Origin of the sequence: Thermogemmatispora sp. (assembly GCF_019683755.1) — a bacterium.
GTDB lineage: Bacteria > Chloroflexota > Ktedonobacteria > Ktedonobacterales > Ktedonobacteraceae > Thermogemmatispora.
Genome location: NZ_JADGHT010000079.1, coordinates 1 through 15,925, shown reverse-complemented (window position 1 = coordinate 15,925; position 15,925 = coordinate 1). Strand labels below are relative to the sequence as shown.

Annotated in this window: 12 protein-coding genes; 1 reads left to right on the top strand and 11 read right to left on the bottom strand. The window is 61.2% G+C overall.

Annotated features, from left to right (window positions below):
* Positions 1-100: 100 nt before the first annotated feature.
* The 11 genes from IRZ24_RS07695 to IRZ24_RS07645 form a co-directional block, all read right to left on the bottom strand.
* Positions 101-1,711, bottom strand: coding sequence for a S53 family peptidase (locus IRZ24_RS07695; RefSeq protein ID WP_297162058.1), 1,611 nt, complete (start codon positions 1,709-1,711; stop codon positions 101-103).
* 189 nt (positions 1,712-1,900) lie between these two features.
* On the bottom strand, positions 1,901-2,845 hold the full coding sequence (locus IRZ24_RS07690; protein WP_297162055.1) for an ABC transporter permease subunit: 945 nt from the start codon (positions 2,843-2,845) through the stop codon (positions 1,901-1,903).
* On the bottom strand, positions 2,842-3,783 hold the full coding sequence (locus IRZ24_RS07685) for a sugar ABC transporter permease (RefSeq protein ID WP_297162052.1): 942 nt from the start codon (positions 3,781-3,783) through the stop codon (positions 2,842-2,844). The genes IRZ24_RS07690 and IRZ24_RS07685 overlap by 4 nt, the downstream gene beginning before the upstream one ends.
* Positions 3,784-3,943: 160 nt before the next feature.
* Positions 3,944-5,230 (bottom strand): extracellular solute-binding protein, encoded by a 1,287-nt coding sequence (locus tag IRZ24_RS07680; RefSeq protein WP_297162049.1) that lies wholly within the window; start codon positions 5,228-5,230, stop codon positions 3,944-3,946.
* Between the two features lie 161 nt (positions 5,231-5,391).
* Complete coding sequence (locus IRZ24_RS07675) at positions 5,392-7,329, bottom strand: alpha-amylase family glycosyl hydrolase (RefSeq protein ID WP_297162046.1); 1,938 nt, start codon at positions 7,327-7,329, stop codon at positions 5,392-5,394.
* A 32-nt stretch (positions 7,330-7,361) separates the two neighbouring features.
* Positions 7,362-7,823 (bottom strand): MarR family transcriptional regulator, encoded by a 462-nt coding sequence (locus IRZ24_RS07670; RefSeq protein WP_297162043.1) that lies wholly within the window; start codon positions 7,821-7,823, stop codon positions 7,362-7,364.
* Between the two features lie 405 nt (positions 7,824-8,228).
* Positions 8,229-8,666 (bottom strand): pentapeptide repeat-containing protein, encoded by a 438-nt coding sequence (locus IRZ24_RS19780; protein WP_366914256.1) that lies wholly within the window; start codon positions 8,664-8,666, stop codon positions 8,229-8,231.
* 60 nt (positions 8,667-8,726) lie between these two features.
* Positions 8,727-8,882, bottom strand: coding sequence for a hypothetical protein (locus IRZ24_RS07660; protein WP_297162037.1), 156 nt, complete (start codon positions 8,880-8,882; stop codon positions 8,727-8,729).
* A 910-nt stretch (positions 8,883-9,792) separates the two neighbouring features.
* Positions 9,793-10,734, bottom strand: coding sequence for a DUF1028 domain-containing protein (locus IRZ24_RS07655; RefSeq protein WP_297162034.1), 942 nt, complete (start codon positions 10,732-10,734; stop codon positions 9,793-9,795).
* A gap of 29 nt (positions 10,735-10,763) precedes the next feature.
* Positions 10,764-11,552, bottom strand: coding sequence for a hypothetical protein (locus tag IRZ24_RS07650; RefSeq protein ID WP_297162032.1), 789 nt, complete (start codon positions 11,550-11,552; stop codon positions 10,764-10,766).
* A gap of 188 nt (positions 11,553-11,740) precedes the next feature.
* Complete coding sequence (locus tag IRZ24_RS07645) at positions 11,741-14,746, bottom strand: helix-turn-helix transcriptional regulator (protein WP_297162030.1); 3,006 nt, start codon at positions 14,744-14,746, stop codon at positions 11,741-11,743.
* Between the two features lie 367 nt (positions 14,747-15,113).
* Here IRZ24_RS07645 and IRZ24_RS07640 point away from each other — a divergent pair, with 367 nt between their 5' ends.
* The gene (locus IRZ24_RS07640; protein WP_297162026.1) at positions 15,114-15,335 is read left to right on the top strand and encodes a hypothetical protein; all 222 of its coding nucleotides are present in this window, start codon (positions 15,114-15,116) and stop codon (positions 15,333-15,335) included.
* The last annotated feature ends 590 nt before the right edge of the window (positions 15,336-15,925 follow it).

Sequence of the window (15,925 nt, the reverse complement as noted above, 5' to 3'; positions counted from 1 at the left end):
GATCGAGAGAGCTAGCCGGGGATAGGGACCGAAGCACTGTCAATTAGACAATAGCTTTCCTGGAAGGTGCCGGCCCCTATCTCGACGCTGGCGGAAGTGGCTAGGCAGAGGAGGAAGTCAGCAGGGCCTGCACCAGCAAGGCGCCATCGGGCGTACCCAGGCCTGTGCAGGCATCCCAGCCGGGACCGGCGGCATAGCCGCCATTATCTCCACTAGTCACATCGCGCAGGGCTTTTTGTTGCAGCAACTGCCTATAGTGCTGATAGAGGAAGGGATTCAGGTAACCAACGGGCTGACCGCGCCGCTGGTTGAGGAGCGCAATCAGGCCGGCCCAGAGTGGAGCGACCGCGCTGGTTCCGCCGACAGAAGTGCTCTGGCCATCAACGAGAATTTGATAGCCTGTCTGCGGATCTGCATTGCCGGCCACATCGGGCACGCCGCGCCCCTGGTGTTGGTCATTGATGGAAGGAGGGACCGATACCTCCTGCTGCCAGGGAGGAAGAGGGAAGACATCGCTGATGCCGCCGCCGGTCGCGCCACCGCCCTCCGCAGTCTCGTTCCAGGCCACCTCACGGGTCACCTGTCCCGCAGACGTCTCCAGGCGGGTACCGCCGCAGCCCAAGACATAGGGACTGGAGGCCGGAAAGTCAACATGCGCTTTGTGATCCTGGAGGCCATCGCTTGCGCCATTATCGCCCGAGGCCACACAGACAGTGATCCCGAGCGAGGCTGCAGCCTGAAAAGCCTGGTTCATAGCGGTCATAGCCTGCCTGGTCCAGCTCGCCTCGGGCGCGCCCCAGCTAATCGAAATCACGGAAGGGGCATTGGTCGTATCGTGGATAGCCTGAGTAATGGCATCCAAGAAGCCCCGATCAGTATTGGGGGCAAAGTAGACAGCGATGCGGGCGCCGGGCGCGACGGCCCCGGCGATTTCGATGTCTAGAGCGACCTCGCCGTCGGCGCTATTAGGGTCCCCAGTTGGGCGATTCTCACCGCCGTCGACTGAGACGCTAACGACTTCGGGAGTCTTCAGACCGAGCTGCTGAAAGTAAGCGGCCAGGTCCTGGCCGCTATAGCCGCCGCCCAGCTCGATCAGCGCAATACACTGACCACTGCCGGTCAGATCGCGTGGAAAATCATAGAGCTGGGCCACCTCCAGTGGGGTATAGCTCACTGTCGACGTGCTTACCAGCGCACCTGTCCCTGGGGTGGGGGCAAAGCGCAGATGGGGCTGAGCCTGGGGGCGATCGTCCAGGCCGAAGACACCGACGATCACCTGTTCCAGCTCCCTAGGGACATGCAGGTAGCCGGAGCGCCCACGAAAAGTCTCGCCCTCATACTCGTACTGATGCAGCTCAGTAGCGAAGGCGGCGCAGAACTGGGCTACCGTGCCCCCCAGCACCAGCCGACGTGCCGCCCGGTCAACTGCCAACACCTGCAGTTGATGAGCCTGAGCGAAGGCCTCCACCCGCTCCACGTCCTCGGCGCTGGCGCTGTGCCGGGCCATATATTCATTTCGACTCATCTGCGGCCCTGGCTGGTTAGTCTGCCGCTCCAGCTCACTGGCCAGAGTCTCCCCCGCAGGGTCTCTCAGATAGATGCTCACCTCGATACGCTCGTTAGGATCAGCCGATCTGATCCGTCGGGCCTGGGCTGGCAGGTGGCGCTCACTGCCGGTCAATCGAGTGAAGCCATCTGGAATCTCGGGCATGGTCTCTATCCTCCTGTCCTCTCATCTCTACTTGTCCTGCTGGGAAGGCGCAGAGCGAGAGCGCCTACAAAGAAAACGCTCATCCCAGCCCGATTCGCTTCATTAATCGCAGGCTCTACCTTGCTCAGATTCAGCGAGCGTTGCCTGATCCTTAGACGGTTTGCAGGGGCCATGCCGACGGCAGTCCCGTTAATTGGCTAGGCCGCCCTGGGCCAGACCGGACCGAAAGTAGCGCTGCGCGAAGAAAAAGATCACCATCAGCGGAAGCGAGACGATCACTGACGCAGCAGCGAAGATACCCCACGGCGTGCGAAAATCGCTTTGCAGGCTGTAGAGGCCCAGGATAAAGGTCAGATTGCTGCCGTTGGCATTGGCATTGAGCACCAGATTGGCCAGCGCGAACTCATTCCAGCCCGTCATAAACGTAAAGAGGGCCGCGACCGCCAGCGCGGGTGTCGCCAGCGGTAAGACAATGTGCCAGAAGGCCTGGAAGGGCGTCGCTCCATCCACCAAGGCCGCCTGCTCCAGCTCGATCGGTAGCGCATCGAGGTATGTTTTTGTGTTCCAGCAGCAGAAGACAATTGCTCCTGCTGAGTAGATGAGTACCAGACCGAGCAGGTTATTGAGCAAATGTAGTGCGTTCAGCAACAGATAGTAGGCCGTCAGCGCCAGCAGGCCGGGAAAAGCTTGCAGCGTCAGCAGGGCGCGGAGTGTCAACTCACGACCAGCGAAGCGAAAGCGCGCCAGAGCGTAGGCGCCGCTTGTCGAACAGACCAGCCCACAGAGAGCTGTCAGGCCACAGACCAGCAACGTATTGCCGATCCAGTTCAGCAGCGGCTCCTGCGTGAAGGCCGTCAGATAGTTGGCGAAAGTAAAATGGGCCGGGAAGAGATGCAGATCAGTGGTATAGAGATTCTGCGCCCCGGCGAATGAAGCCTGAACCACATAGTAAAACGGGAAGAGAGCGAAGATGGTCATCACCACCAAAAAGGCATAGACGCCGACCAGCCCGAGGCGGGTGCCGAGACCGGCGACGGCCCGCCTCCCCTGTAAGCGCTTCGCCCGCTCTCTGGCCGGGGTTCTGAAAGCGGCGGGCTGCTTCTCTAGCGCAGCAGTGGGTAGTTTCTGACTCATGTGCGTGCCTCCCTGAAACCGCTCAGCTCTGGCAATCGCGTACCGAGGCCCGAACCGAGATAGGTCAGCGCCGCCAGGAGCGCGAACAACGTTATAGAGAAGGCGGCGATAAAGCCGTAGTGCGGATTAGCCACGCTGGCCCCCAGGATGCGATTGTACATATAGATCATGACAAATTCGGTGGCCCCAGGCTTGAGAGCGCTGACTACTGGTCCCCCTTGCGTGATCAGAAAGACCGTATTGAACATCTGAAAAGTCGTAATGGCGCTCAGAATGGCTGCAGGGATGAGGGCGGGCGTGACCAGCGGCAGAGTCACATGGCGAAAGTATTGCCAGGGCCCGGCTCCATCGATGCGCGCCGCCTCGCGTAGCTCGCCTGGGATACTCTGTAGCGCCCCCAGGATGACCACCGTAAAGAAGGGATAGCTCAGCCAGACATTGACGATCACCACCGCGATAAAAGCCAGCGTCGGATTAAGTAGCCAGGGAATGCCGAACTGCTGACCAAAGAAGAGACGCCCAATCTGGTTGAGGGGGCCGAAATCATACTGAAAGAGAAACTTCCAGATCAGGGCCGTAATCCCCGAGGGAGCGGCCCAGGGCAGGAGCAGAATCACGCGCCAAAAAGGCAGGCCCTTAATGCGCGGGTTGTTGAGCGCCAGAGCAGTCAACATGCCCACGATCAGAAAGCAAACCAGGCAGACGACCACATAGAGCAGCGTCTGCCAGAGCACTGGGAAGAAGTCGCTATCGAGCGAGAAAAGCAACTGCCGGTAGTTCTCCAGGCCGATAAAGCGATAGTTGTCGGAGTTAAACTCGCTGTAATTGGTGGTTGACAGATAGAGAGTATACAGTATTGGCCATAAGTTGATCACGGCCATCATGACCAGCATTGGGAGAAGAAAGGCCACGATAGTACGCCGTTTGACGCGCAGCATAGGCGTCATCGCCTCCAATTCGGTATCTACCCCGTCTCTTCCTCCCGTGCCAGCACCGGAAAGAGAGGAGAGACGGGGTGGAAAAGCAGCATCTTCAACGAATGTGCGACAGCGCAGCACAGCAGGCGACTTGCAGCATCACAGGTCCGCAGGCGCAGGGCTACGAGCTGATCTGAGCGATTCCTTTGGTAGCGGCCGCCTGGGCATCGCTGAGGGCTTTGGCTGGCGTCTGGGTGCCGTTCCAGACTGCCGTCAGAGCATTCTGCACAGGCGTCCAGAGAGCCGACATATAGGGAGTATTCGGCAGGGCCAGGCCGAGCTTGACCTGAGCGGCATAGCCAGCGACAGCGGGCAGGGCCTGGATGGCTGGGTCATCGGCGGCAGAGCTATTGGCCGGAATTTCGCCGTCCGCTCGTGACATAGCGATCTGATTAGCCTTGTTGGTATAGAACTTCATCAGATCGGCCACCAGGGCTGGATTTTTGGCAGTTTTGGCCATCCAGAGCGACTTAACCCCGACGAAGGGCTTGGCTGGCGTGCCAGTAGCGTTTACAATCGGCAGTGTAGCGAAGCCGATATTGATCTTCCCTCCACTAGCGTAATCGGCATATGACCAGGGACCATTGATGATGATCGCGGCCTTACCCTCGGCAAAGAGGGAGGACACGACATCGTAGGTCGGCTGCTTGGGGAGATAGGGGCGGAAGGAGGCAATGTACTCCATTGCCTGCAGGGCCTGGGGGGTATCGAGGTGGGCCTTGCCATCGGGCGTCACATACTGAGCCCCAAAGCCATAGAACCAGGGCGCATTAAAGTAGGCGTCCTCAGTCGGCCAGACAACGCCATACTGACCCGGGTGAGTCTGCTGATAGCGCTTCGCGAAAGCCAGCAGATCATCAGTGGTTTTAGGAAGCTGGTCCGCTGAGACCAGGCTCTTGTTATACATCAGCGTGATGGCCTCGACGGCTTCTGGGACGCCATAGACGTGGCCATTAAAAACCAGGGCCGAGGCTGCTGCCGGGCTATAGGTCTGATTCAGATCATCCTGGCTGATGTACTGGTCAAGTGGCACAACGATGTGTCCGAGGGCCAGCGATCCCAAGTTATCGTCTGTGAAAGCGATGATATCGGGACCATTGCCGGCCTTGACCGCTGTGGCCGCTTTGCTGGCGATATTGTCCTGGTGGACCAGCACAATCTTGACTTTGGGATGCAGATGCATATATTCATTGAAAATGGCCTGCTTGGCTTGCAGGTAGGCGCCTTGCCAGCCGTGCCAGATAACAATCGTGCCGCTATAGTCAATGCTGCCGCTGTTGTTGCTGCTGGAGGCGCTGCCACAGGCGGCGAGCAACAACATGAGCATAATAACGATGACTGTCATCAGTGCCAGCAGTGGCCGGCTGCCAGGTGTTCGCAGGGCAATGAGCTTCTTCTGCATCATCATCTCTCATCCTCTCTGATAAGAGAAAGGATCTCGGGAAGAGGCCAATTGCTGGGTGCTCTCCCCTCTGTTGAACAGCATCAGGGCTGAGTGAGGACTGATCTCCTAGAGCGTTGTGCTCTTCCTGTGGAAGCCTGTCGAAAGATCAAGGGAAACGCCAGCTCTCAACCTCCTTCCTGACACGCGAAGATGGTGCCGCTCAACGGCTCACAGGTTATAGCAACCTGATGTCGAGACCTACGTATGACCGGTGCTGAGCTGGTAGCGAGGAGCGTGGTCGCCGCTGGTGGCAGTGCGCTGGCTGGCAACAGGACGGTTTGAGGCAGCTCGCTCAGGTTGAAGAGCACCAGGGCATCGCCATGCTCCAGGTACTGGCCAGCAGCGTGAGTGCGCAGGTAGGCATAAGTCGCCTGGCTGGCGTCCAGGTGAATAACGCGGCGCGTGCCGTGGGTCAAGACTGGCAAGGCGCGACGTAGGCGGATCAGGGACCGGTAAAAGGCGAGCAGATCCTGATTCCAGTCCTCTGGGCGCCAGGGCATATCGGCGCGGGCCTCGGCATCGCCGCCGACTGCTTTGGATGAGATGTCAGCACGTTGGGACATACCGATCTCCGTCCCGTAATAGATGATGGGCGCCGGGGCCAAGGTGAATTGGCAGAGGGCTGCTAGCTTGAGCAGTTCCGGACGGTTGCCGGTAATGAAGAGGAAGCGATTCATATCATGGTTATCAAGAAAGCTCGCGCGCGCGGGCCCTGTCGCCATATACGCCTCATAGGCGCTGAGGAAGCTCTCGAAGCGCCGCAGGTCCCAGGTACGTACTCCGAAGGTTGAGCGTAGAGCCGCTGCCAGTGGAAAATCGAGCACGGCGTCGAGCCTGCCGCGGTAGCGGCGCAAGGCGTCGGGCGTATCGGTCACCTCGCCCAACAGGAAGACATCGGGGCGCAGCGCTCGTGTGGCAAGGCGGAATTCACACCAGAAGTCCATGCTGTGGCCGATTGCGTGGTCAAGGCGGAAGCCATCGATGCCAAACTGGCCAAGCCAATGGAGGGCGCTCGCGATAATATGGCGACGGGCGCCCTCACTCTCAGAGCGCAGCGAGGGGAGACCGGGGACTGCGTCGAGGAAGGTGCCATAGCGGTCTGGCCAGCGTTCGAAATAGAACCAGTCATGAGAGGGGGCCTGGCGATCCAACTGGGCGGCCACGAAGGCGGGATGATGCCAGGAGACGTGTGCCGGCACGAAGTCGAGCAGGACGCGCATGCCTCGGGCGTGGGCCTCCTCGATGAGGGCTTGCAGATCGGCATTGCTGCCCAGGCGGGGATCAACGCGAAAGTAGTCGAGGGCGTCATAGCGATGGTAGCTTTCGGCCAGGTGCAGAGGAGAGAGCCACAGGCAGGTCACGCCCAGCTCGGTGAGGTAGGGCAGGGCGGCCCGGACGCCGTTGAGTGTGCCCCCATGCATGGCGTGTGGCTCGCTCTCAGGCGGGAAATGGCCATCGGGGGCGTCGCTGCGAAAGCGGTCAAGAAAGATCTGGTAGATGATCGCCTCGCGCGCCCAGGTGGGCGGGCGCCGCTGCTTTTCTTCTTCAACGAGATAGGCAAAGGTGGTAAAGGCGCGCTCGCCCGAAAAATGGAAGGCGAAGCCCTGGCCGTCCTGGGCCCAGATCTCCGGCTCGTCAGAGGCGGGAGAGCCAGGGTGAGCTAGCCAGCCGGCGATGCGATAGCGCACGCGGGTACCGGCTGGCTGGCCGGGGATGCGAGCCAGCCAGTGGGTCAGGTAGCCTGCATGTGGGTCCCAGCTCACGCGGACGCGCTCCATCGGAAGGACGGTCGAGGAGCGTTCGGGACGGCTGCCGTCGACGGTGTAGAAGAGCGCGGCACGTTCAAGGGGGACTTCCTCGCCACTGGTGGCCCAGACTTCGACTGGCTCGCCGGGGAGAGGAGCCGCGGGCAGAATGGTGTTATCGTGGCGAAATTGGCTGCGTTGAGCTGTCCAGCGGATGAGGATCTCGCCCAGGGGCAGGTCGCCGGGGACCGCTGCCATCTGCTCGGCGCTTGGTTGCGAGGGCGCTTCATCTGTGGCCGACTCAAAGATCTCTGGCATAGTGACTTTCCTACCTACCTCATTAGTTGCAACTAGGGCGCGGTGTTGTTCGCCTCGTGTGAAGTCGCTTCGATCTCGGCGCTCACGATAGCCCGTAAGCGCTTGAGCATGGCGATCAGATGCCGCTCTTCGTCGCGGCTCAAGACGCTGAAACGGCGGCGAATGGCCTCTTCAATGGCGGCCTGGGCCTCGCGGCGCCGGGCGATGCCTGCGGCTGTCAGGGTGACACGCTGTGAACGGCGATCGCCGGGGTCAGGGCTACGGCTTATCAACCCCTCGCTTTCCAGGTAATCTACCAGGCGAGTAACCGTGCTCCGTTCGCACAGCAGGCGTTCGCTGAGATCCGTCAGCCGCCAGCCCTCGTCAGGGTTGAGCAAGAGCAGGGCATTATATTGTAGGGTGTTCAGTCGGAACTGACGCAGGACCAGGCGGTCGGCGTGGTCAAGCAGCAAGCTCAGCTCTTGGAAGAGACGGTAGTCCTGGTAGTCATCCATGCGCTTCTCAGGCCCCTTTCTCTCTGTGACACGACTCGCGGGTTCGGCGCGTCGCCAGGCGAGCCGCAATTTGTTGCGTATGCAATTGTTGCGATAGATATTGTTTCATAGGAAAGTATATCGGGGAAGTGCCCTATTGTCAAGCTTTTGTACAAGAGCGGCTTGCTCGGCGGCATCCTGGAAGCAGTGATCGCGAGCCGCAGGCTGCTGGGGAAAGAGGCTCCAGTTGCTGGGAGCGCAGCTGTGCCCCACTGAAAGGGGGATCATCAGTGCTCCCAGCATCCAGTGCGTGGGGCCAGGCACGGAGGGAGAGCTTATGACGACGGGTGGGACAAAAGAAAGAGCAGGAGCTCCGGCTCCTGCTGAAAGGAGTGTCTGGTTGGCCTGATCGTGGTTGGGCGGAGCTCAAGAGGAGGCCGCGGTGAGCAGCCAGCGGCGAGCCTCCTCAGCGTGGAGGAGCTGAGGCTGGCCGTCCTCACCGAGGTCGATCCAGGCGACGCGGACGGTTTCCAATCCCTGGGCGCCCTGCAAGCGGGCCTGGCGCAGGCGGGCGCCGGTGAGATTGGCGTTCTTGAGGCGAGCGCCGGAGAGATTGGCGGCCTCGAGCCGGGCCTGGCGCAAGTCGGCTTGTTCCAGATCGGCGTCCGAGAGATCGGCCTCGCGTAGATCAGCGGCCCAAAAGTCCGTGCCCCCCCGGATGCGGCGCAGGCTGGCCTGGCGCAGACGAGCGCAGGAGCAGTCGGCCTTGACCAGGTTGGCCTCATCCAGGGAGGCTTGGTCGAAGCAAGCTCCCTCGGCATGCGCGTAACTCAGCTCGGCTCCCTGCAGTTGGGAGCCGGTCAGATCGGCAGCGGTGAGCCAGCTATCGCAGAGGTTGGCGCCTGAGAGGTTGCAGTGTCTCAGCTAGGCGAAGGAGAGCAGGCGGTTGCTGAGGTCAAGCTCGTGGAGATCAGCCTGGGGGAGGCGCAGGCGGTGACCGGCGCTGCCGTCGCTGTTGAGCCAGCGCTCATGAGCCTGTAGCTGCTCCTCCAGGTCGGCTGGCAACGGGTGAGTCGTCATCAGGCTTGCTCCTTCTCGCTGATAGCGTATTCTTGCTCCCTTACGGAAAAAACAAAGCTCACAGTCAAAGGTGTAGCAGAGATGCAAAGTTGCGACCACAGAGATCCGGCTCGAGGATGTTCAGACGTTCCCGTCAGTGCCTGAGCGACCCCGTGCAGCCGCTTCTTTCTGGCTGGAGGAAGCATCGCTCTGCAGCAGATGAGAGTTGAGAGATGAAGAGAGTGCTGCACTGTCTGCCGCCTGGAAATGAGCCGCTGGGTGCTCTGGCACTGGCCTGGATACACTGGACAGGGCAACGTTAGCGAAGTCCTCAGCTCAAGGCTCTGAGGAAGAGCCTACTGCGGGGGTACAGCGTGTCAGCCAGCTCATGAAGAGCCGAAAACGGGCAGTGGCCGCTGCTTGCAGCAGGCGAGAGACTAACTGTCTACACCCGATAAGATGCTTCTGTTCTACCCTTAACGAGACTTCTAGCAGAACCCTTTCTAGGCTAGCATTTAAAGCAGTCTCTGTCAAGCGGGTGCGTAGATCTCGAAAGCACTTATCAAGCTGCAAAAATCGCTCTCATGCCGCTGTCAAGACTCTATGGAGATTGCTACTCGGCTTGAATAGCCAAGCGCTGCGCTTCATCTTCGTAGAAGAGTGAAAACCTATTCCAAGGCGAAGTAAGCGTTCGCCAGGCCGCTTGCTAGACCTGCGCCCTGGCACGGCGTAACTCATGGTGACAAGTTGAGGTTGACGCCGGTGATCTCACCAAGGCAGCCTGTCTGGCACAGGCGCCGCGCAGGCTGGCCAGTGCGGGACTAGTCACTCCTGCACCTCCGCCCTGCCTCCTTGCCGCTGGCGGATCAGCCCGGCCATCGGACAAGATGGAGGCACTCAAGTAGAACAGCCTGAGTGCCTCCGAGAGCAATCACGCCTGCTGGGCCAGGATCAACGTGAGCAGCGCCGGGTCGTTGGGGATCAGCCCGACAGCGGCCAGACGCGGAACCAGTTCCGTCCAGGCTGGATTGCTGGCAAAGACCTCATGGAGCAGAGCCAGCGCCTGTGGAACCTCCCCGGCCTGAAGCAGGATCGCCGTCCCGCGAAACTTGAGCTCGGCATTGTCGGGATCGAGGGCAATCGCCTGCCGAAGCAACGCGACCGCCTCGGCGGGCCGTTGCGCCAGCAGCCGCTCATTACTTTGCTCGAAAAGCAACCAGGCTTTACGGAGCGTGACCAGGCGCCTAAGCTCCTCGACAGGGCGAGCATGATCTTCGACGCGCAGGTCAAAGAGACGTGCGCGCCACGGTTGAGGTGTCCGCGTAGCCGAAACGATGATCATAGCCGCCGCTTGCTGACCTCGAATATCGCCTCCCGCAGCCTGAGCCGCCTCCAGGGCTGTGAGCAAACGATCGCAGAGGTCGCCTGTGCTCTCCTCGTAGGCCCGTTTCATCGCCGGCCAGACTCCCTCATTGAGCATCATATTGGCCTGGACCACAAAGCCATTGCCGCTCAGGTGACCGGCGGCGGCAACGCAGCGCTGCCCCGTGTGTACAGCGACGCCGCCCCTGGCGTCCAGCATGGCAACTTGACGAATCTCACGTTCCTCATCGCGTTGGAGCAAGCGCTCCAGCGCCTGAGAGGCACTCAATCCCTGCCGCATGAGAGCCAGCCCCTCGGGACCGTAGTCCGTGTTGGCAAAGGCTTGAGTGGCGACCGCGCCCACTCCCGCCTCGGCCCAGGGAACCACACTCCCCACACCGAAGTAGTGCGATTGCACGGCAATCCCGATCTGATCGGAAGCGTGATCGCAGGCCACAATGGAATAGGTGTGAGCCAATGGCTCACAGCTGAGGAAAGAAGAGCGATGCATACCTGTCTATCCTTTCCGATCCTTTTAGGCTATAAGGTAGCTCCAGCCGGTGCTACATCGCGCGCTTCGGGGTCAGCGCCTGGCTGCCGGCTCAGTTGCTGCCAGAGCGCAGCGGCCAGGAAGCAGGCTGCTCCCAGTGGACCATAGGGAGTCACATGTGTCGTCCCAAAGAACATGGCGGCCAGAGCAAGCAGACTTGCCATAGGGCGCCCGTGATTGAGTCCCAGCACGGCGAGAGCCACAAGAGCTACGGCTCCCCACCAGAGCAGCGTACCTGAGCTGCCAGTGGCAACGCCCCAGCCGACGAGAGCAAAGCCGGCCACCGCCAGCGCCGTGCCAGCCAGCCGTCGGCCCGCTGGGGTGATAGCCACCGTTGCCGCCAGCAGACCGAGACCCCAGGCGGCAGAGCCGAGGGTAGCCAGGATGTTAGCTGTACTGCTGGCCCAGTAGGCTTGAATGATAGGTTCGACGACAGCAAGCTGCTCTGCTGAAAGAGTGCGAGCAGACTGGACCAGGGTCCCGGTGCCAAGGCCCACCATCGCGTCAAAGGCAGCATAGAGGGGAATAAATGCCGCGATGGCGCCCCTGCTTACTGTGACCGCCAGACCGCGCCAGTCCGCCGTCAGCAGGTAGACGGCCAAACCCAGCAGAGGAAAGGCGGCCAGATTGACAAAGTGTAGCACGAGCCACCAGCCCCCCTGATGCAGCAGAGCATGATAGACGGTGGGATAGGCCGAGACGACGGGATGGGCGAGATTGATCGCCCCCACAAGGAGCGGCGCTCCAAAGAGAATGATCAGGCGCAATAACTTTTTCATGAGCGAATCTCTCTTGAGAGATAACGTGAACGATAACGTGCTTCTCAAACGCTCTCAAGAGAGCATAACAGCCCTCCTTTAGGCACACATCGTCAGAAATGACTGACTTCCGTGTGACTCGGGGGAGGAGCAGCGATGAAGGGGAATAGTCAAAATTGACCAGCGCTGCCTATGCTGCCTACGCTGGCCTAGTCCAGCAGACCCTGACGGATGGCGAAGACAGCAGCCGCCGCGCGGTTATCAACCCCGGTCTTATTAAAGATGTTGCGCACATGATTGGCGACCGTGCGCTCACTAATCACCAGGATTGCAGCGATCTGGCGATTGCTCTTTCCCTGAGCAACAAGCCGCAGGACTTGAGCTTCGCGTCGGCTGAGGCCGGCCGGCAGGGGCAGAGAGGTCGGACGAGAAAGGCTTGTTGCCTGCTCACGATGACAGACCAACTCCTGCCATTGGCGCTGCAAGAGCTGCGCCAGAGCAGAGTTACCGGTGCTCTGGCTCAAGGCAACAGCTTCCTCTAGGAGCGCGCGGGCCTGAGCCATTCCCGGCGAGCCGTCACGGGCCAGGACGAGCAAGGCTCGCGTTCCCAGAGTAGAGGCTAACTCGAAACCGAGGCCGAAGCGTCTGGCTACTGCCTCGGCGCGCGCCAGGTGATCTGTTGCGGCGGCGAGGTCTCCTGTCAAGACGGCCAGGGTACCGAGCAAGCGATCGACCGAGAACGAGTGGAACTGGCCACGAAACGGAAGCAGACGGGGATAGAGACGCGCCGCCCAGGTCTGGTCAGCAAGCACAGCGCTGATGGCAGCCATGAAGCAGAGGGCGTGGGCAAGCGGCATAGACTCCGCTGGCAGAGGGTTCACGAGCGCCTCCAGCTCAGCGAGACAGGCGCGAGCCTCCTGCTCTTTGCCCTGGATGGCCTGAACAAAGCCGAGGCCGCCAAGCCACCAGGCCAGCGACTGGAAAGCGTGCTGGCGATACCAGGCGAGAGCCGTCGTGATAAGATCTTCGGCCTCGGTCAGATGCCCGCGTGGGGCCAAGAGCAGGCCACGCGTCCACTGGAGCAATGCCGCTGGCTCGGGGCTGGCGAGCTGCTCAACGAGCGCCTGGCTTCTATCCAAAGCCTCATCGGTCTCGGACCACTGGCTGCGCAGGGCGTAGCTGGAAGCCAGGTGCGTATAGAGGTGCCGAAGCTGATAGGGATCGTGGCAGCGACCAGCGTACTCAAGCCAGAGAGGAAACAGCTGAGCGCGCCGATCAAGTTCTCCATACCAGCCATAGGCCATCGTCAGGCAGGCACAACATTCTGCCACCTCCAGGGCCTCACCGAGAGAGAGCGCCAGCGAGAGGGCTTGCTCTAACAGAGGAAGACCACGCTGAAGCTGATTGGAGCGGGCCAGCAGATTGCCCAGGGCGCGACAGGATGCTGCTTCTAGTCGTCGCTCGCCGAGCTGGCGGGCGAGGGCGAGAGCGCGCTCCAAGCAGGTGAGGGCCTCCTCTTGCTGGTGCAGACTCAGCACCAGCAGTGACCCCAGCTCAACCAGGGCCTCGACGGTGTCGGGCGTCGTCTGGGATGAGAGCGCAGTAACAGCTTCCTCCAGGGCAATCCGTGCCGGGGCGATGCGTTCCTGACGCCAGTAGGCGCGACCCAGGCCAAGCGCAGCACAGCCGGCCAGGTGCTGATCGCCGTGGCAGCGACCCCACTCCTGAGCGCGCTGAAAGGCGTCGATGGCCTCCGACCAGGCGGCTGCCAGGAGCGCTGCCGTGCCCAATTCGAGAAGCCAGGGGCCACGCCGAGGATCGTTCAGGCTGAGGAGCTGTAGAGCCGTGCGCTCGTGAGCCAGAGCCTCTGCGGGGGCATAGGTTTGCAGCGCTTGCCGAGCAGCACGCCGGGCATAGGCGGCTCCGCTCTCGGGATCGCCGCTGCGAGCAAAATGGAAGGCCAGCTCTGCCAGTTGTTGAGCGCTGGCGATGGCATTCGAACGGGCTAAGCGCTGCTCCAGCGCCTGGCCGATGAGCGTGTGTAGACGATGACGGCGCGTTGCCCTCACCTCGCGGGCCAGGCACTCGCGGATCATATCGTGGCTAAATGCAAAGTGAGAAGGGGCAGCGACACTAGTCGTTGGAAGCTGGTCAATCAGCCTGGCCTGTACAGCCTCCTCTAGCCATTCCTCAACCCTCTCTTCATCCTGGCCTGCCACGCTGCCCAGTAAGGCGGCGTCAAAGGTACGGCCAATGAGCGCCGCACTACGCAGTAGTTCGACTGTCGCTGGCGCCAGGTGAGCCAGCCGCAGGCGAACGGCGCTCAGAATACTGGACGGCAGCAGGGAGGGGTTAGAAGCGACCAGACCATAGGTGGTGCCATCCTGTTGCTGCGCAATGACACCGCTTTCCAGCCAGCCGCGGAGCAGCTCTTCTGCCAGAAATGGATTGCCTTCGCTCTGAGCTGCCAGCAGCCTGCTGACGGCAGGATCGACGGCGGCTCCGAGGTAGCCGGAGGCCAGCTCAGCCACGGCTTCCGCCGTGAGCGGTTTTAAGCAAATCATCGTGAGCAGGCGCAGACGTTCCAGCTCGCTCAGGGCACGCTCGAAGGCGTTGCGATGCATGACCTCGCCTTCGCGATAGGCTCCTAGTATCAGCAAGCGCGCCGTGGGCTGATGCTGAGCCACGTGGCAGAGCAAGTCAAGACTGGCTTGATCGGACCAGTGGAGATCATCCAGCACCAGGAGTAAGGGCTGGGAGGTAGCAATTGCGTTCAAGAAGAGGCCTACGGCCTCGAAGAGGCGGAGGCGGGCCTGCTCGGGCGGCAGTGGGTAGCTGCTGGTAGATTCTCCCAGGCGCAGGGATAGTTCGGGCAGGATGGTCGCCAGGACAGAGGTCATGGCTCCGGCCTGGAGGCGCAGCGCGTCCATGGATGCGTTGCGGATGTGCTGGCCAAGCGCCTCGAGAAATGGCAGATAGGGGGGCATCCCCTCGGCGCCCGAAGCTCCACCCTGGAGAACCGTCGTACCTTGCTGGCGGGCCCAACGGGCCAGCTCGCGCAAGAGCCTGGTCTTGCCAATCCCCGGTTCGCCGGCGATGAGCGCAACCTGCAGGCAACCTGTGCGGCTCTTCTCCTCAAGGCTACGCAGCCAGGCTAGTTCACGCTCACGCCCGACCAGGGTCGTTGCTTCATGGAAAAAGCGGTGTTCCTCCATTCGTCTGCTCCTCATTCACGGCTGCTCAGCTCAGCGGCATGCCCTGGTACCTGAAACAGGCAGCGTGGACCGTGACTTGTTCTGCCAGAAGGCAGCGTACTCGATGTTGCAACGAAAAGCAAGCCCAGCTTTCCAGTCTGCCTTTTGTCCTGATGGAGACGCCACCGGCTAGGCTGGCTCGGCTTGCTGAGGTCAGCGTTCCCGCTCTGAGGTCTCGAGTTGCTGTATCTGCCTTTCCCATAGGTGAAGTTCTCGACGCTGGGTCGGGCTGGCTGAGTTGCCCCTCGAACTGCTGGAGGATGGCAAGCAAACGGCTAGCTGCTGCTGGAAGACGCTGGGCCAAGGCCCAAATGAGCAAGAGCTTTCCATGTCGCCAGCCTTCTTGCTGCTCTATGATCAGATGATGAGGAAGCTGCAGCCTCTGCCAGGCTTGCCAGTCGAGTTCGGGCAGCACCTGACCGGCTCCCAGCTCCAGGGCTGCGAGGCTGTGGGCGAGTACAAGGCGGCTCAGCTCGCGGCGGAAGCGTCCGTCAGGATCAAGGAGCCTCCAGCCGACCTGCACGAGCAGGTGACGGATCTCCACTTGTAAAGACACACTCTTCCCGTCGCAGCTCAGGCGGACACCTGGCGCCGTCAGCAGCGATGCCTTACTAAGGAACTCCTGCCCTGGCGCCCACTCCGAGAAGTGGCTGAGTAGGTGAGCCAGCCAGCACAGGGTCAGCCCCGGCTCGCTGGACCCCGGCAGTAGCTGGGCCAGGACCAGCTACCACCAGGTGAGCAGCCCCTCCTGCCTGAAAAAAACAGGCGACCAGACGCTCGTCAAAGGTGCGCTGGTCCAGACGCGCCAGCTCCTCCAGGCGCAGTTATTGCCGCTGCAACTGTCTACAGGCCAGTTGCGCTAGAGCCGGGTGACCCCCAATCAGCTCTTGCAGGCGCTCACTGGCAGCTCTGAGTCGTGCTGCGGTGGCCCCGGTCGCGCTGGTCTGGAGCGCACCCTCCTGAGCAAGCGGACGGCGGATCTCCGCGGCAGACTACGGAGGCAGGGCGACCGTCACGATTTCGGACTGTCGCCCCTTCCAGAGCGGCTGGTGCCAGCCAGGCTTTATATAGAGGGTAGTGACTGCGATGAAATATTTATAGCAATATCTATTTGCAAATTTTATGTATTTTGATTAATCT

Bases quoted from the DNA above. Each gene is read 5' to 3' on its own strand.
- IRZ24_RS07650 (WP_297162032.1), bottom strand. From the start codon at position 11,552: ATGAAAAAGTTATTGCGCCTGATCATTCTCTTTGGAGCGCCGCTCCTT.
- IRZ24_RS07660 (WP_297162037.1), bottom strand. From the start codon at position 8,882: ATGACGACTCACCCGTTGCCAGCCGACCTGGAGGAGCAGCTACAGGCT.
- IRZ24_RS07655 (WP_297162034.1), bottom strand. From the start codon at position 10,734: ATGCATCGCTCTTCTTTCCTCAGCTGTGAGCCATTGGCTCACACCTAT.
- IRZ24_RS07675 (WP_297162046.1), bottom strand. From the start codon at position 7,329: ATGCCAGAGATCTTTGAGTCGGCCACAGATGAAGCGCCCTCGCAACCA.
- IRZ24_RS07645 (WP_297162030.1), bottom strand. From the start codon at position 14,746: ATGGAGGAACACCGCTTTTTCCATGAAGCAACGACCCTGGTCGGGCGT.
- IRZ24_RS07685 (WP_297162052.1), bottom strand. From the start codon at position 3,783: ATGCTGCGCGTCAAACGGCGTACTATCGTGGCCTTTCTTCTCCCAATG.
- IRZ24_RS07640 (WP_297162026.1), top strand. From the start codon at position 15,114: ATGTCGCCAGCCTTCTTGCTGCTCTATGATCAGATGATGAGGAAGCTG.
- IRZ24_RS07695 (WP_297162058.1), bottom strand. From the start codon at position 1,711: ATGCCCGAGATTCCAGATGGCTTCACTCGATTGACCGGCAGTGAGCGC.
- IRZ24_RS07690 (WP_297162055.1), bottom strand. From the start codon at position 2,845: ATGAGTCAGAAACTACCCACTGCTGCGCTAGAGAAGCAGCCCGCCGCT.
- IRZ24_RS07670 (WP_297162043.1), bottom strand. From the start codon at position 7,823: ATGGATGACTACCAGGACTACCGTCTCTTCCAAGAGCTGAGCTTGCTG.
- IRZ24_RS07680 (WP_297162049.1), bottom strand. From the start codon at position 5,230: ATGATGATGCAGAAGAAGCTCATTGCCCTGCGAACACCTGGCAGCCGG.